The sequence below is a fragment of the Bacillus sp. 22475 genome (genome assembly GCF_052044835.1).
In the GTDB taxonomy this organism is placed as follows: Bacteria; Bacillota; Bacilli; order Bacillales; family Bacillaceae_G; genus Bacillus_A; species Bacillus_A cereus.
This window is the reverse complement of the sequence record NZ_JBQENW010000053.1, coordinates 1-15853: the sequence shown is the minus strand read 5'-3', so window position 1 is coordinate 15853 and position 15853 is coordinate 1. Positions and strand designations below refer to the sequence as shown.

Sequence of the window (15853 nt, the reverse complement as noted above, 5' to 3'; positions counted from 1 at the left end):
AAGGCAAAATTAAAGGGTATGAGCCCAGTACAATACCGGGCTCATACCCTAGAGGCTGCCTAATGAAACGACCTGTCTAACTTTCGGGGGTCACTTCAATATAGCTGGGTGGCTTGTTTTTTTTATTAATCAGTGAAGGAAGGAATTAATTAAAATGAATCTCCCTTTCATTTCTCCTAATTGGCTTCTTTATATGGGGCAAAAGATTGCTACTTTTTTTGTATATTGGTAAAATAAGTTCTTGGGTCTTACTTATTGTTATCGGTATAATGTTTGTCGCTTAACGTAAAGAAATTAGTTACAATGATTCCATAATATTTAAAGGGGGTACAGCAACGATCCCCTCTTTTTGGAGCCACTCACAAACGTAAAGCAAGAGAAGAGGCTATATGAACTATTCTTCTATCTTGTTTAGATTAAACGAGTTACTGCAATTGGAACAGGTATATGAAACTAGTCGACATCCTGATGGAATTGATAGATTGCTAGAGAATGGAAAATGATTATCTGTATATTCCGAAGCAGATGTAACAGAGTGTCCTTCCATAATTAAGGGTAAAACCAAAATACGTTGTTTTAAAGACTGATTTGTTAGAACTGGTTATAAGTAATAAAACAGAAAAGAGGATCACATGTTAGATACTTTACAGAGAAGTAAAAAGTTTTTTTTATTATGTCTTATTTTTTTAGTGCTTTTAACTGCTTGTGGTAATACAGATGTTAAGACATCTAAAGCTTCATTACCACCGGCTGAATCTAATATAGATACATCATTAAAAGCACCAAATTGGGTAGAGAAGAGTCCTATCCAACAGTCTCCTAATTTTACGGAAGATAAAAAAGTAAAATCGGTTGTGAATTTAATAGCAACGGGTGATAATTTATATCATGACGCAGTAATTAAAGATGGCAAACAAAAAGACGGTTCATATGATTATAACTATATTTATGAAAATATCAAAAAAGCTGTTAAATCAAGTGATCTTGCTATCGTGAACCAGGAGACTCCAATTGCAGGAAATAATTTAAAAGTACAGGGATATCCGACTTTCAATACACCTGAAGAAGTAGGCCAATCTTTAGTGGACACTGGATTCAATATAGTGACTCAAGCGACAAATCATGCTATGGATATGGGTATTAAAGGTGTTGCGAATACAAGAGAATACTGGAAGAAATATCCGGATGTTATCCCAGTAGGCATTAATGAGAGTCAAAACGAGCGTAATGAAATAAAAACGATTACAAAAAATGGTATTCGCTTTGCGTTACTAAATTATACATATGGTACGAATGGAATTAAAATTCCGGCTGATAAGTCTTGGGCTTTAAATTTAATTGATAAAAAAGCGATACAAAATGATGTGGAAAAGGCAAAGAGTAGCTCTGATATGGTGATTGTTATGGTGCATTGGGGAGTAGAATATACCTCAACACCTTCAAAGCAACAAAAAGAAGTTGCTCAATATTTAACAGATTTAGGTGTAGATGTAGTAATTGGAAATCATCCACATGTAATTCAACCAATTGAGTGGAAACAAAATAAAGATGGACATGAAACGCTAATCTATTATTCTCTTGGAAATCTTATTTCTGCACAAGAAAAATTAGAAACATTGGTTGGAGGATTATCTTATGTACAATTTGTTGAGTATGAAGATAAAACTTTTGGTATACGACAAGCGGCAATCGTACCGACAGTAACCGACTACGCTGATGGTAAGAAACAATTTAAAATTCAATTTTTAAAAGATTATTCGGATGAAGATTCTAAAAAACATGGAATTAAAAAATTTGTCGGCCCCGTTTCTTTGAAGGATTTCAAGGAGATTCCTAGAGACGTGTTGGGAAATTGGTATAAAGACTAATAAACAAAAAGGGAATGAGATACAATTAAAAAATTTATAATTTTAGCATTGGTATTGGCAATGGGATGGAGTCTTGCTGCTTGTAGTGGAAAGCAAACATCTCAGGAAACTACTAATAATAACGATAAAAATAAAAAAGAGATACATGCGAATAAAAAAGATGTTTTACCTATCTCTGATCCTAATGATTGGAGAATTATTCTTGTAAATAGAGAGCATATGTTATCAAAGGAACTAGGAATTGAATTAACAAGTATTACCCAAAATGCTAAGCCGAATATGAAAATAGATAGTAGAATTGCAACTTCCTATCAGGATATGGTAGCGGCTGCAAAAAAAGAGGGAATCAATCTTTATTTAAGATCAGGTTATCGAGCTATAAAATTACAACAAACGTATTATGATGCTTCAGTTAAAAGCTATAAATCTCAAGGTTTGTCGGATAAAGAGGCTAGTGCTAAGGCATTGGAATATCTTCAGTATCCTGGTGCAAGTGAACATCATACTGGATTAGCGTTAGACATTATTTCAGTTGAATGGCAGAATACTGTAGAAGATTTAAATGCAAAATTTGAAACTACCGATGCATTCAAATGGTTAGATAAGAATGCTGCAGAATATGGATTTACTCTCCGCTATCCAAAAGATAAAGAGAATATTACTGGCATTAAGTATGAGCCATGGCACTATCGTTATGTAGGGAAAGAAGTTGCTGTTTATCTAAAAGAAAAAGGGTTAACTTTAGAAGAATATAACGAAAAAATTAAGTCTGGTAAGTAAAAATACACTTTGATTCTATTAAAAAGTCAGATTTGGAGGGTGTGTTAATCTTCCTCCTAGAATTGCGAAAACAGTGTATGATAATGTAAGCACGTATGAACCAGTTATCGTGTGAAACGATGTATGTATAAAAAAGTTACATTTATAAAAGAAGCAATGAAAAAGGATCTGATATTCATATCAGATCCTTTTTCATTCACAACATAGAATACTTACTTAACTAAGCCTTAAAGACTGCCTGCTTTTCAGGTACTACAATAGTAACCTCGCTTTTTTATTTTGGATGTTCGTTTTTCTTAGCTTGATAGACATGTGGAAGTAGTTCAAACAATGCGATTAGCATTTTTTTGTTTGCATGATTTGTGCACCGGATATTCACTATTGATTTCAGTTCAGTAATAACGAATTCTACAATAGATGACAGAACGTATATTTGGTATAATGGAAATATACTACTTAAAATAATGTACATGAGTTATAAAATCTATGTAAAGAGGTAAGGACTACATAACAATAACTAAATGTAAAAGTTCTAGTACATATAGGGTTCAGTTCATGTTAAGCAAATTCGTTATGAGAAAGGAAAAGATGTAATGAATCAAATTTCATTTGAAGATTTATTTGAAGACGAAAAAGAAGATAAAAAAGAAAAGGTAGAGGTAGCCGAAATACCTGCACCTTTATCAGCATTGCAAAAAGATATATTGGAATTAATGGATTCTGAAGAAATAAGTGCACTGGAGCTATGCGAACAATTAATACGATCTGGTAAAATATCAGATGAAAGATTTACAACGAATAAGCCAAAAGCATATGGACAAGTATGCTTAGCATTGGAAGGTTTTGTTATAGAAGGAAAGCTTACTTTTGTTAAAAACGATGAGAAAAGAGATAGGGTGTATAAAGTGAAAGAAGAAATTTCTAACATATAAGTTGTAAAGAGGGAAATGAATGATTTTTAGGGAGGTAGTTCATTTTCTACTTCTACATTAAAAAAAGGTGCCAATCTTTCTTGATTGACACCTTTTTTAATAATCTAACATCTAACATATTTACGTTTGAAACCAACTCTTCCTCTATCGACTTCTTTTTGAATACTTTCGGAAGCATTTAACAAACTGCTTTTTTTATTATCACGTTTTACTTCAACTATACCAACTTCTTTTGCAGTCTCGACTGCTTTTTCGTGTAGTGGCACATATGAAATTGCTACAGTATTTATAAAATTATTCATAGCAGATTTTGTTCGTTCTGGTGCATCATGAATTGTATTTTTTACAATTTCAAGCATATCGAAAATTTTGCTTTCAACAAATTCATTGTCTTTGCGATTTCCTAAAAGCCAGCAGTAGCAACTCCAGCCTGCTGACATTCGTAGCTCATCCCCACTTGCAATCCATTTATCAGCAACGTCTTGGGCGATAGTTGACTCCGATAAAGTTACTGCTACCACATAATCAGATAGCATATAAAAATATGCCCCGTCCATCCAGCGATCAAAATCAGACTCATTCATAGCTTTTGGATCTGCAATAATGCCTGCAAAGTACATAGCATCGTAGTTACCTGTGGCATAAATTTCCTCAGCTAACTCTTGATTTACTTTTATTTTCTTAGCGATTGGTTTCATAGCACCTGTAGCTACGCCAAAAACCGGCTCGTGTGCACCGTTAGAGATGTATGTTTTTTTCGTTCTTTCCTTACCAAGGGCTTCAAGCTCTTGCATGACTGTTTTAAAATCCATAGCTGTGCACTTCCTTCCTTAATATAAGTAATCATCTAGTTTATATATTTTCAATTCTAATACTAATCGTATGTGAGTAGGATGTCTACTTTCTATAATATTCCCGTATTAATTTTGAAAGCCTAGCTATTCATACTTATGAGGATACTATATTAATGTAAAGGGAGGGACAATACGGATGTAAATAATATTTTATCTTTGGCTCTTTCTCTGTATTATCATGTTATTTTATAATAAGGAAATAAATAGCATTTTAAATTAAGTATGTGAGGTTAGTTATAAATGATAAAGAAATTTACTAGAGTAGTATTAACTATGGTTATGCCAATCAGTCTTATTACAGGTTGTGGAGCTGCTGAAAAAACTGAAGCACAAAAGCCGAAAGGGGTACAAAAGGAGAAAAAGGACTATACGGATTACTCATATGGTAGCAAAGGTATATTAGTAAGCGGAAAAGCGAAAGAACGGCAACAATACGAGATTGGATATATAGATGATAACAAGTTAATTGGGATTGATGAAAATATTGAAGACTGCATTATTTTAGATAATAAAGATGAAGCAGGCCTCATTTGGAAACAAATAGAGCGTGGATCTATCATTGAAGTGCAATACGGTAAGGATCGCAATGATATCGTAGGCGTGCAATTCGTAGGAGATCGTGAGCCATACGAAATTAGTGATAAGTTTGATCAAAATACGATAAACGAAATTGTCGGACAAGTTAAAGGTAATTTGTAATAGATGTATTTCGCTAGTATATTGATCTATTATCATGAAATGGCGAATCGCATACATAAAAGTTTGGAATCAACGGCATTTTTTATATGAAAATGCCGTTGATTTATTTTGAAAAATAAATGCTATTCTATAGTCTTGTAGAAAAATATACAAATGAATTATTCTTCTTTTAGTTGTGATGATTGCCGTAAGGTTATTGTCCAAAATAAAAGAGCACAAGCACTAACAGATACACCTAATATGCATACGCCATCCCAACCATATTTTTCATACGTATTTGTTGAAAGAATTGCACCTGTTGCACTACCGATAGAATAAAAAATCATGTAACTGGCAGTAAGGCGACTTCTTGCTTCGGGACGCACTGTGAACAGCATACTTTGATTGGTGACATGTACAGCTTGCACCGCTAAATCTAAGAGGATAATGCCGAAAATTAGTAATAATAGAGAGTGATTAATAGATTTAATTAGGAGCCATGAAAGTACTAATAAAGATAAAGCTATGCCAGTTGTTCTTTGTCCTAATCCTTTATCAGCTAATTGTCCAGCTTTAGTAGCAGCTAATGCACCTGCAACTCCAGCAAGGCCGAACGCACCAATAGCTGTATGTGAAAGATTATGTGGTGTAGCACTTAGAGGTAATACTAAAGAAGTCCATAAAATACTGAATGAAGTGAAAATGAGCAATGCTAATATTCCGCGAATGCGTAAGAGTCGTTCTTCTACAAATAATAAGAGTACAGAACGTATTAACTTCCGGTAAGGTATAGTTGTCATTCTGTTCTGTTCGAGAGTAGGTAAATTACGATATAACAAAACAGTTACGAATAGTATAAGTGTAGCGGAGGTGAGATAAACGGACCGCCACCCAGCTAAATCTGTTAATGCGCCTGCAAATGTACGCGCAAGGAGAATACCGATTACAACGCCGCTTGTAACGAAACCTACTATACGTCCACGTTCTGCTGGATTCGCTAAAATTGATGCGTATGCGACGAGTGTTTGTGTAACTGTTGCAAGAATTCCTACTAAGGCCATACCTATAAAAAGTACGATGGCCGAGGGAGCGACCCCAATTACAATTAAAGCGATAACGGATAAAAGCATTTGAACAATAATAAGTCTTTTTTGGTTTAATAAGTCACCAAGTGGAACTAATAAAAGTAATCCGATTGCATAACAAACTTGAGTAATAGTAATCACAATACCGATAGTTGAATGACTAATCTTAAATTCATTTGATAAAGAATCAAGTAGTGGATGAGCTAAATATATATTTGCCACCGCCATCCCGCAAGCTATTGCGAATAATAGGGTCATATAGCGGGACATGTTTGCGCTAATAGGTGAATGTAACTGGGGATGATTATGTTTTAGAGTGGTCATCATCTTTTCTTTGCTATTCATAAAATCAGCTCCTTTTGTATTAGAAAAAATAACGTACCGAACGGTATGTTATTTGTAAGTAAAATATAATCTTGAGTAAATGTATATGTCAAGTTTATTTTGAGTTAATTCTGTTTTTTTGACACATCGTTTATAATTTAATACGATATATAATATACTGATTGGTACATAAATTGTTGGTTTATAATCTAAAAATGTAGAGGAAGGGGATATTTTAAATGGCTAGACTACGCGAATTTGATGAAGAAAAAGCTTTGGATGCTGCTATGCAACTTTTTTGGGAGAAAGGATACGCTGCTACTTCATTAAGTGATCTAACTGCTAAAATGGAAATACAAAAACCGAGTTTATATTCAGCCTTTGGTGATAAAGAGGGTTTATTTGAAGCGGCATTAAGGAGATACACAAATTTACATGCGGCTCGTATACGAACAAAACTTCAAAACGAACAATCTGTAAAAGAAGCAATTCGGATGTTTTTTGAAAACATGGTGGAAGAGGAATATAAAAAAGAGTTCAGTAAAGGCTGTTTTTGTATTAACACAATGGTTGAGCTTGCTCCTCATAATGAAAAGTTTGAAGTACTGACTAGAGAACATCAAATGTATCTTGCAGTTATTTTTCAAGAATTAATTATGAAGGGAATTCGATCAGGAGAACTACAAAGTGATTTGAACGCAAAAGCATTAGCGCAAACATTAGTCACGTCCCTAATTGGATTAACAGTGTTAATGAAATCACGCCCAAAACGTTCCGTTATAGATAATTCGGTATCTATAATAGTATCTTTAGTAAAATAATTTTAGAGTGGATGTTAATCAGTAAATTAGATAGTAAGAAAGTCGATTCCTTATTAAAATAAGAAATCGACTTGTTATAATTATATATTGTGTAAGTTGTCTTTCTAAAAATTATAGCTATTATCAATAACTTCTTTTAATTTGAAATAATTTTCCCAAGTATCTTCTAGTTCTTCAAAATAAATGCTATCCGCTGGTGATTGTATACACTCTTGCTGTGGAAAGTTATATATGTTTGTATTTATAGCAAAATTGTAAAGTTTCTTCTTAGTGAAGAATTAGTACAGGGTATTATAATCTATTTTTGAGAAGTAGAAATTTGATAGGGGAATTCAATAGTATATAATGTGAAAGAAATAACATTTACTATAACTATTAAAGTGTGGATTGTTGAAAATGCTTTTGACGGTATTGGTAATTAGTTGTAAAATAATTTTTGTTGACGGATTTTGTAAAAAGTATGTTAGATGAAATTCATTTGTAGGGATGACATATAAATATTTTCTTAACGGGCATAAAATAATATAATTTAAATATATAAATAAAAAGAAAATATATTAGAAGTACATAGTAGATTCGTATTTTTAAAATTAATGTGACAACAAAAGGAGGTTGAGATATATACACGGCGAGAATGTGTGTATATCTATTTATAATAATGAATAAGACAATCAAACAACAAGTAATCGCACTATCAACAAGTCTAGTGATTTTAGGGAGTGTACCTTTATCAGCATCAGCAGAAGAGATAAACAAATCTCAAACTGATCAACTAAATATTGCTGAAGGAGAACATGGAACGAGCGGATTAAATTATTCTAATTTCAAGTTGGAAGTTCCTGATCATGTACAAATTAACGAAGCAGAAGTATCTGAAAATGAAAAAATTCTTTTAGAAGAATATAAGCATAAACATGATGAAACAGAAGAATTAAACAAAATGCAAGATGCTAAGAAGGGACAAGTAGCAGAAAAGGAAGCTATTTCAAATATTGAAAAGGCATTTGAATCTGTAGATGGTCGAAATGATGGATCTGATCGTCAAATGAAACCTGTTGCAAAGCCAAGAGGTATTCAATATAGTGCACAGAGTACGAAGAAATATGGAACACTTGCAGGAGTTCCATTTGTGGAGTGGATTGTTCCAGCAGGAAATCCTGATATTCGTCCTGCAAATCCGATGAAAGCACGTTACATTACAATTCATGAGACCGCAAATACAGCCGCTGGTGCTAATGCTGAAAATCATGCGAAATATTTATACAAGCAAGCAACTGAAGGCACTTTCCGAACAGCTTCATGGCATTTTACTGTAGATGATAAACAAATTTATCAACACTTACCAACAAACGAAAATGGTTGGCATGCAGGAGATGGGGATGGTTCAGGAAACAGGGAGTCTATCGGTATCGAGATTGCGGTTAACCAAGACGGTGATTACAATAAAGCGTTAGAAAATGCAAAACGACTTGCAGGTTATTTAATGAACAAAGAAGGAATTGGTGCAGATCATATTTACAAGCATCAACAATGGAGCGGGAAAAAATGTCCTGACATTTTAATTTCACGTGGTAATTGGGCTGGTTTCGTACAAGGAATTCAGTGGTATGCAAATATAAATGCACAGATTGATACGCCTTTACAAGATAAAAATGACTCATTTAATCCAAATGAAAATAATCCAGCTGAACCTAGCATGGAACTAGTGGTAAATGGTAGTGGCATCAATGTACGTAGTGATGCGGGTATTGAACATCGTGTTGTACGTAAAGCTTCAAACGGAGATCGTTACAAAGTATTAGCGGTTAAAAATGGTTGGTATAAAGTAGGTAATGGAGAATGGATTTTCTATGACCCAAGTTGGATTAAAATTAACTACAATGTACCAAAGGAAGAAGTACAAAAACCAAAAGATGATATTACAGGTGGCTGGTTTGAAGGGCATATTCGTAAATTAAACAGTCTAGGTATTATGCAAGGCGAAGGCAATGGTGTATTTGCGCCATATCGAAATGTAACGAGAGCGGAGTTTGCGAAATTAATCTCGAATGCTCTTAAACTACCAGAGGGAAATAAGTCATTTGTAGATATTAATGAGGCACACCCATCACTTCATGACGGTATTAAACGTTGTGCAAGTGCAGGAATTATTAATGGTCGTGGTGAAGGGATTTTTGATCCTAACTCACCAATTACTCGTGAAGAAGTATCTATTATGATTGACAAAGCATTACGATACAAAGGAATTACAGGTGAGTTAGTAGCATTACCATTTACAGATAAGCATTTAATAACATACAAAGAATCGGTTCAACGATTATACAGCTTAAAGGTAGTTAATGGTGTTGGAAATAATGAGTTTGATCCCCGAGGTACAGCAACTCGTGGTCAGGCAGCTGCCTTTATTGTGAAGATGTTAGATTCAATGCAAAAATAAAAGGAAACTTTAATCAGTGAGGGCCACTCGTATTGCGATCGAGCAGTTTATTTACCGAATTTTGAAATGAGAGTTTTACTGCCCGCAAATAGCAGAAGAAATTGTATGTAGAAGCTGACATTGGTAGAAGTAAAAAATAAGAAGAATTTGAAAGGAGCTATTCCAAATTATTATTTTGGATAGCTCCTATTTAGTAGGAAGAACAAATTGTATTTCATAGATTGTAATGCAGAATGCCCTTCCAAGCCCCTCATAAGCCCCTACCAAGTAATAAATCACTAAGAAAAAACAAAAACAAAAACAACTACAAGAACAAAACAAGCGCGAAAAAATGAAACCGGCGTTGTAGTAGTAAAAAAATTGTAATTCGAATGCCAAAACCATTCCCGCATGCCTATCTTTATAATGAAGGATTAAAATTTTCCTATTTACTAGCAAAGAGTGGAGGGAAACATATGGCGGTATACCGTAATGTGCAGGTGAACTTTTGGCAAGATGAATTCATATTAGATTTAACGCCAGAGGAGCGTTATTTTTACATATATTTGTTAACTGGTACGAAAACGAAGCAATGTGGTATTTACATATTACCGAAGCGTGTGGCAGAGCTTGAAACAGGTTATAGTATGGAGACTGTTGAGAAGTTGCTAAACAGGTTTGTTGAGTATGGAAAGATTTTATATGATACGGAAACGAAAGAGGTATTCATAATAAATTGGTTACACTATAACCCTATTTCAAATACGAATGTGGAGAAGTGCGTATTACGTGAGTTAAAGACTATAAAAAGTAATGAGTTCATACATATATTTTTACGTAAATGTCTTGAAAAAGAATACAAGATTCCATTATTATTGCAGCATTTTGGTATGCCAAAAGAAGAGGATAATAGTAGTTCACAAGTAGTGATTGAAGAGAAAGAAGAAGCGGAAGAGATAGAGGTGGAAACCATAGAAGAGGACGTTCCAAATAGTGAAGTTTATAAGTTTTATGAACAAAATATTAGTAGTTTATCCCCATATATTGTGAAGGAATTGAAGAATTGGATACAAAGACTTTCTGGAGAGAAAGTGTTAGAGGCACTTAAAATTGCGTTTGAAAATAATAAGAAAACGTTAGCTTATGTGAAGGGGATTTTGAGGAATTGGTGTAGCAAAAAGTTAAAGGATTTTAGTGGGGAGAAGTCTGTAATGGGAAGTTTAGAGAGAAGGAAATGTATGTTGAGTAGTGTATTTTAATTTACATTAATTTAATGTAGAATGTACGTTCGTTTTTGTGGGTTTTATGCTATACTACCATTAAATAAGGGTATTTTTATAAAAGATAAAAAGATGCGGGGGGTACAAAGTTTGACTACTAGTACATCTGAGTTGTTTCAATATATTATTATGACAGAAGAACAGAAACAATTATCACAACGATATTTACAGACAAAAGAAGAAGAGATTTTAAAAAATATTCAACTAACGACAATTCGCGATCAAAAAAGAAGTGATTTTGCGGAGCGATTTATAAACGATTTTAGGAAAGTGCATAAACAAGATCCGGATTTTTTTTCGATTATTTTACCATATACTCGAGGAGCAATTATTAAATGTTCTTGTAGTCCGTTTTGCGCATGTCAGTTTTTCTAAAATGAAGATTTATTTAGAAAAAAGTGCACTTCCTTTGGACAAACTTGTAGCAATCGCATGTAAATATTTATCCAGTATTTCAAGTTATGTAAATGAAGCAGATGTTTTTCTTAGAGAGTTAACAAAAGAGAATCCGAACTATATAGAGGGACAATTACATACTTTACCAACTAAGCAACAATTAACATTACTTCTCGTAATGTTTGATGTAGATTATGAAAAGTTTCGTACATATAGTTCTTTATTGAATGAGAGGTTAGGAGAACATACAGAATTTATATTGAAACTGCTAGGGGAAAAGGTTGAAGCGGTTAAACGGTATTTAAAAGGTGAAGATGATAGTGAAGTATTTATAGGTGGGAATTTACCGGAACATATTTGGCGACTATTATTTTGTGTTTATAAATATTCGAATGTTGCGAGGCGATATATTGAAATATTGGCGAAGAAAAATGTTTGGGGTTTTATAAACTATGCAACACGTTATATGTGTCATACTCTCGGTCAGTCTCAAAACTACAAAAAAACTGGTAGTATAAATAGAGAAACATATGAAGAAATTCAAAATTTTTGTACACAGTTTTGGATTTCTAAGGAAAGATTTTTTGCGCACCGTCTAAGGCAACATGATTTAAATAGTGAGGATTTTTGTAAGACGTATGAATATGAATTGCTATGCTTTATGTTGGAGGAAGATCCTGAATTTATTCAACATACTTTGCAATATGTAAGTAAAATGAATTATCTCATCATCGCACGAACGTTAGCTGAAAAAGGATATGAGCTAAATATAGGGAAAATGCGAGAAGAATTTTTTGTTGCTGCTTTGCAAATAAAATTGTCTACAGTGCGGGATACATATCGTGATTATTTACTAGGGAAATTGTCACTTGAGGATATGAAGCAAATACTTAAAAATCCGAAATATAGGAGTATGTATTGGGGTATGCCGGTGTTAGAGGTTGCGCTTCTTTGGGATATAGATGATGTAGCGAAGAGGGAAGCTGTACTTACACTACAGTTTGGAGATGATGATAGTGTTAATTTATACGAACTTCTTTACGAATGTTCTGTCAGAGGAGTAGAACCGAAACAAGTATTAGAAGATCTGCTTTCGTATGGGTTAAGTAAGGAAAAGCTTATCGCTTATGCAGTTGAAGAAGCTGCATGCTACAGTGAAGAGAGAAATAAGGCGAAGGAAGCGCTTGTTTGTGTAATTGTAAAAGAACAAGCATATATAATTGAACGGTTTGATCAGTATTCTGCTGTGGCAAAAGCATATATTTTAGAAGAGTTAGCAAAGGATAACATGGTTAAAATGCGTCCAATTTTAATTAAAAGCTTAGGAGATTCATCTAAAAAAATGCGTGAGTCTGTAGTTAAACTGCTTTCAAAAGATGTTGAAGCTGCAGCAGATGTAGCAGTTGAACTTCATAATAAAAAGAAGATTGTTCGTGAAAATGTGATGAAAATACTAATAGAGTATAAGCTTGAAAAATATACGAAACTTGTACAGGAAGCTTTGCAAGAAAGTAAAAATGAATCTTTCGCAGGAAAATTCTCGTTTTTATTTCAAACGGAGGAAGAAAAAATAGAAGAACTATGTGCACGTATTTTAACTGAACAAACAAGAAATTCACTTCTGCAATTGATTGGGGATGAGCCACAAATCCGTTTACGTGACTCTGATGAAATTGCTGATGCTGCAATTCCGTTAGCCTATTTACAACAGTATATTTCAGATACTGTTATTGAGAAGAAAGAAACGGCAGAAGTAATTGGTAGAGCTTTAAATGAAGAGGACTTAAAAGAATGTGTGCAAACAATATATCAAATATGGATTTCTCAAGACGCAGATGTGAAGAAGCGTGGAATTCTTTCGTTATACGGAATGTATAGTGACGACAAAATGGTCGACATACTTATAAAGCAAATTGATGAATGGGTGCTTCAAATGAGAGGAAAGATAGCAGCGGATGCCGTTCGTGCTTTAGGTTTGTCTTCATCTAAGCTTGCACTTATGTCTATTCATGCAATAGCATTTAAATATAAACATAAGCAAGTACGTAATGCAGCAAAAGAAGCGCTAAGTCTTGCTGCGAAAACACGTGGTATAACAGAGGAAGAGCTGGAAGATCAATTGGTGCCGGACCTCGGCTTTACTATACAGGGTGAAAAGATAATTGATTTCGGGAATCGAAGTTTTACTGCCATTTTAACTACAGAGTCAAAAATTGAATTAGAGACAGAGGAAGGAAAACGTATGAAGTCACTTCCAAAGCCGAATGCAAAAGATGATGTAGAAAAGGCTGAAGAGGCTAAAAAAGAATTAGCCTCTTTAAAGAAGGAACTCCGAACTACTCTTTCAATGCAAAAACAACGATTAGAAGCGGCACTTTCGTTAAAGCGTTATTGGTCACATAATGCATGGAAGTCTGTATTTATGGATAATCCAATTATGAAGCAATTTTCTATTTCACTTATTTGGGGTGAGTATAAGGAAGGGAAGTTGCTGAACGCATTCCGTTATGCAGAAGGTGGCGTGTTCTGTACAATTGACGGGAAGAGTTATGAACTTTCATTTGGCACTGTTATTGGTTTCGTTCATCCGTTAGAATTGTCTGGGGCGGAGAAGGAATTATGGAAAGAGCAATTAGAAAGTGCGGGAATTGTTCAGCCGTTCCTACAAATTGAGCGTCCAGTGTTTGTAGTAGAAGAGAATGATGAGAGTGCTATTGAGAGATTTGGTGGTATTTTACTAAATGGTCGTTCGTTATTCGGTAAGATGACGAAGCTTGGATGGATCCGTGGATCTGTTCAAGATGGCGGTGTGTATTATACGTTTTATAAAGAAGATACTCGTACTGGATTAGGGGCAGAGCTTTCATTTAGCGGAGCGCCGATTGGTTATGAAGATGAAGAAGATGTATGTGTATTTGATATTCAATTTTATAAAGCAGGTACAGTGAATCGTGGTTCATATGAATACGATGAGATTGATGATGAAAGACGCATTGTACCAAAAGAAGTAGATAAACGCTTCTTTAGTGAAATGTTATATGATGTCCAAGTAGCGACAGATTCAAATCTTGGGCATAATGAAAGTTGGCGTAGCGAACGATAAGAACCCCCCCTTCATTGGTAGGAATGTGAACTGACCCACGAATTTGGTACATGAAAAAAACACCTATGCTACCTGTTTCTTGTATTCTATAGGAGACAGGTAGTTTAACTTTTCTTGAATACGTTCCGTATTATAATACTCAATGTAATCGTGAATGAGTTGTTTGAGAGTAGAAGTTGAATGTATTTGTTTTTCTTGGGAATAAAACAATTCAGATTTCAATGAGGAATGAAAAGATTCTATTACGGCATTATCATGACAATTTCCTTTACGGGACATACTTGTGGTAATGCCATTTTTTTTAGATAACGTTTGGAAAGCGTAGGAGGTATACACGGCCCCTTGATCACTATGTAGTATAATTTGAGTCTTTTGTTGCAGTTTTATCGCCTTCTCAACTGTTCTTAAGACGAGTGTTACGTCTTGTCTGTTACTTATTTCATATGCAATGATTTCATTGTTATATAAATCCATAATACTTGATAAATACAACATCTCTGTACCAAATGGCAAATATGTAATGTCTGTAACCCATTTTTCATTTGGCTTGTTAGCTTGAAAGTTTCTATTTAAGAGATTCTCTACAACAATTCTACTTTCTCCATTGATCCAGGTTCTTCTCTTTCTTTTAACCCTACATTGTAAATTTTTCTTTTGCATTATTTTTTGTACAGTTTTTCGATTTAGGTGATAATTATATTTTCGTTTCAATAAAGCAGTAACTTTGCGATGTCCATATCGAAAGTGATTTGTCATACAAATTGTCAAAATAGCCTGTTCTAATTTTGCTTCCTTTACATCTTTCACTTTATTTTTCCATCGATAATAAGTAGAACGAGGTATACCAATTAATATACATATCTCTTTAATGGAGTACTCATCTTTCATTAACTCCACTACTTCTACAACTACTTCTTTAACCAACTCCTCTCGATTTCTTGGTACTTTTTTAAAATATCTAGTTGCATTTTTAATTTCCGATTCTCTATCTGAAGCTTCTCGATTTCAGTTATACCTTCTTCACTAGCCTTTTGTAGCGTACTTTGTTTTCCTACAGGGCGACTAAAACGATACGTTTCACCTTCACGATGCCACTTCATCCAAGTTTTAATCTGTGCTTTATTTTTAATTCCTAATTGTTCCATAATTTCTTTATTTGTGTATCCTTGTTTTTTCAGTTCGATTGCTTTCCATTTAATTTCTTCTGAATAAGATTTTCTCGTTCCCATAAAAGAAACACCTCCGTATATTCGTATTTAAATTAAATACGGTATAAGAGGTGTTTTTTCCTTGTCTTATTTCATTGGGTCACTTCA

General features: G+C 34.0%; 11 protein-coding genes and 1 pseudogene. 9 read left to right on the top strand and 3 right to left on the bottom strand.

Annotation, left to right across the window (positions count from 1 at the left end):
* From ACTJJY_RS30750 to ACTJJY_RS30735, 4 genes are all read left to right on the top strand, one after another.
* On the top strand, positions 1 to 63 hold a 63-nt coding region (locus ACTJJY_RS30750; RefSeq protein ID WP_368773297.1), incomplete at its 5' end, for an IS3 family transposase.
* 569 nt (positions 64 to 632) lie between these two features.
* Positions 633 to 1868 (top strand): CapA family protein, encoded by a 1236-nt coding sequence (locus ACTJJY_RS30745; protein WP_440607368.1) that lies wholly within the window; start codon positions 633 to 635, stop codon positions 1866 to 1868.
* 48 nt (positions 1869 to 1916) lie between these two features.
* Complete coding sequence (locus ACTJJY_RS30740) at positions 1917 to 2648, top strand: M15 family metallopeptidase (RefSeq protein ID WP_000241993.1); 732 nt, start codon at positions 1917 to 1919, stop codon at positions 2646 to 2648.
* Positions 2649 to 3241: 593 nt separating this feature from the next.
* Positions 3242 to 3580, top strand: coding sequence for a DUF3895 domain-containing protein (locus ACTJJY_RS30735; RefSeq protein ID WP_440607367.1), 339 nt, complete (start codon positions 3242 to 3244; stop codon positions 3578 to 3580).
* Positions 3581 to 3684: 104 nt separating this feature from the next.
* Here ACTJJY_RS30735 and ACTJJY_RS30730 read toward each other — a convergent pair whose 3' ends face one another.
* The gene (locus ACTJJY_RS30730) at positions 3685 to 4392 is read right to left on the bottom strand and encodes a DNA alkylation repair protein (RefSeq protein ID WP_440607366.1); all 708 of its coding nucleotides are present in this window, start codon (positions 4390 to 4392) and stop codon (positions 3685 to 3687) included.
* A gap of 282 nt (positions 4393 to 4674) precedes the next feature.
* Between ACTJJY_RS30730 and ACTJJY_RS30725 the strand changes: the two genes are divergently transcribed.
* Positions 4675 to 5133, top strand: coding sequence for a hypothetical protein (locus ACTJJY_RS30725; protein WP_440607365.1), 459 nt, complete (start codon positions 4675 to 4677; stop codon positions 5131 to 5133).
* 158 nt (positions 5134 to 5291) lie between these two features.
* Here ACTJJY_RS30725 and ACTJJY_RS30720 read toward each other — a convergent pair whose 3' ends face one another.
* Positions 5292 to 6542: an MFS transporter gene (locus ACTJJY_RS30720; protein ID WP_440607364.1), complete on the bottom strand. Its 1251-nt coding sequence runs from the start codon at positions 6540 to 6542 to the stop codon at positions 5292 to 5294.
* A 218-nt stretch (positions 6543 to 6760) separates the two neighbouring features.
* Here ACTJJY_RS30720 and ACTJJY_RS30715 point away from each other — a divergent pair, with 218 nt between their 5' ends.
* From ACTJJY_RS30715 to ACTJJY_RS30700, 4 genes and pseudogenes are all read left to right on the top strand, one after another.
* Positions 6761 to 7342 carry a TetR/AcrR family transcriptional regulator gene (locus ACTJJY_RS30715; RefSeq protein WP_440607363.1) on the top strand — a complete coding sequence of 194 codons (582 nt, stop codon included), beginning with the start codon at positions 6761 to 6763 and terminating at the stop codon, positions 7340 to 7342.
* A 658-nt stretch (positions 7343 to 8000) separates the two neighbouring features.
* The gene (locus ACTJJY_RS30710; protein WP_440607362.1) at positions 8001 to 9779 is read left to right on the top strand and encodes an S-layer homology domain-containing protein; all 1779 of its coding nucleotides are present in this window, start codon (positions 8001 to 8003) and stop codon (positions 9777 to 9779) included.
* A 455-nt stretch (positions 9780 to 10234) separates the two neighbouring features.
* Positions 10235 to 11017 carry a DnaD domain-containing protein gene (locus tag ACTJJY_RS30705; RefSeq protein WP_440607361.1) on the top strand — a complete coding sequence of 261 codons (783 nt, stop codon included), beginning with the start codon at positions 10235 to 10237 and terminating at the stop codon, positions 11015 to 11017.
* Between the two features lie 111 nt (positions 11018 to 11128).
* A pseudogene (locus ACTJJY_RS30700) lies at positions 11129 to 14537 on the top strand (DUF4132 domain-containing protein).
* 63 nt (positions 14538 to 14600) lie between these two features.
* Here ACTJJY_RS30700 and ACTJJY_RS30695 read toward each other — a convergent pair.
* Positions 14601 to 15766 (bottom strand): IS3 family transposase gene (locus ACTJJY_RS30695; RefSeq protein ID WP_088092380.1). Its coding sequence is split into 2 segments (ribosomal slippage): positions 14601 to 15469 and positions 15469 to 15766, totalling 1167 coding nucleotides; the frame shifts between segments, so codons are not numbered across the junction.
* Between the last annotated feature and the right edge of the window lie 87 nt (positions 15767 to 15853).

Bases quoted from the DNA above. Each gene is read 5' to 3' on its own strand.
- ACTJJY_RS30745 (WP_440607368.1), top strand. From the start codon at position 633: ATGTTAGATACTTTACAGAGAAGTAAAAAGTTTTTTTTATTATGTCTT.
- ACTJJY_RS30735 (WP_440607367.1), top strand. From the start codon at position 3,242: ATGAATCAAATTTCATTTGAAGATTTATTTGAAGACGAAAAAGAAGAT.
- ACTJJY_RS30730 (WP_440607366.1), bottom strand. From the start codon at position 4,392: ATGGATTTTAAAACAGTCATGCAAGAGCTTGAAGCCCTTGGTAAGGAA.
- ACTJJY_RS30725 (WP_440607365.1), top strand. From the start codon at position 4,675: ATGATAAAGAAATTTACTAGAGTAGTATTAACTATGGTTATGCCAATC.
- ACTJJY_RS30720 (WP_440607364.1), bottom strand. From the start codon at position 6,542: ATGAATAGCAAAGAAAAGATGATGACCACTCTAAAACATAATCATCCC.
- ACTJJY_RS30715 (WP_440607363.1), top strand. From the start codon at position 6,761: ATGGCTAGACTACGCGAATTTGATGAAGAAAAAGCTTTGGATGCTGCT.
- ACTJJY_RS30710 (WP_440607362.1), top strand. From the start codon at position 8,001: ATGAATAAGACAATCAAACAACAAGTAATCGCACTATCAACAAGTCTA.
- ACTJJY_RS30705 (WP_440607361.1), top strand. From the start codon at position 10,235: ATGGCGGTATACCGTAATGTGCAGGTGAACTTTTGGCAAGATGAATTC.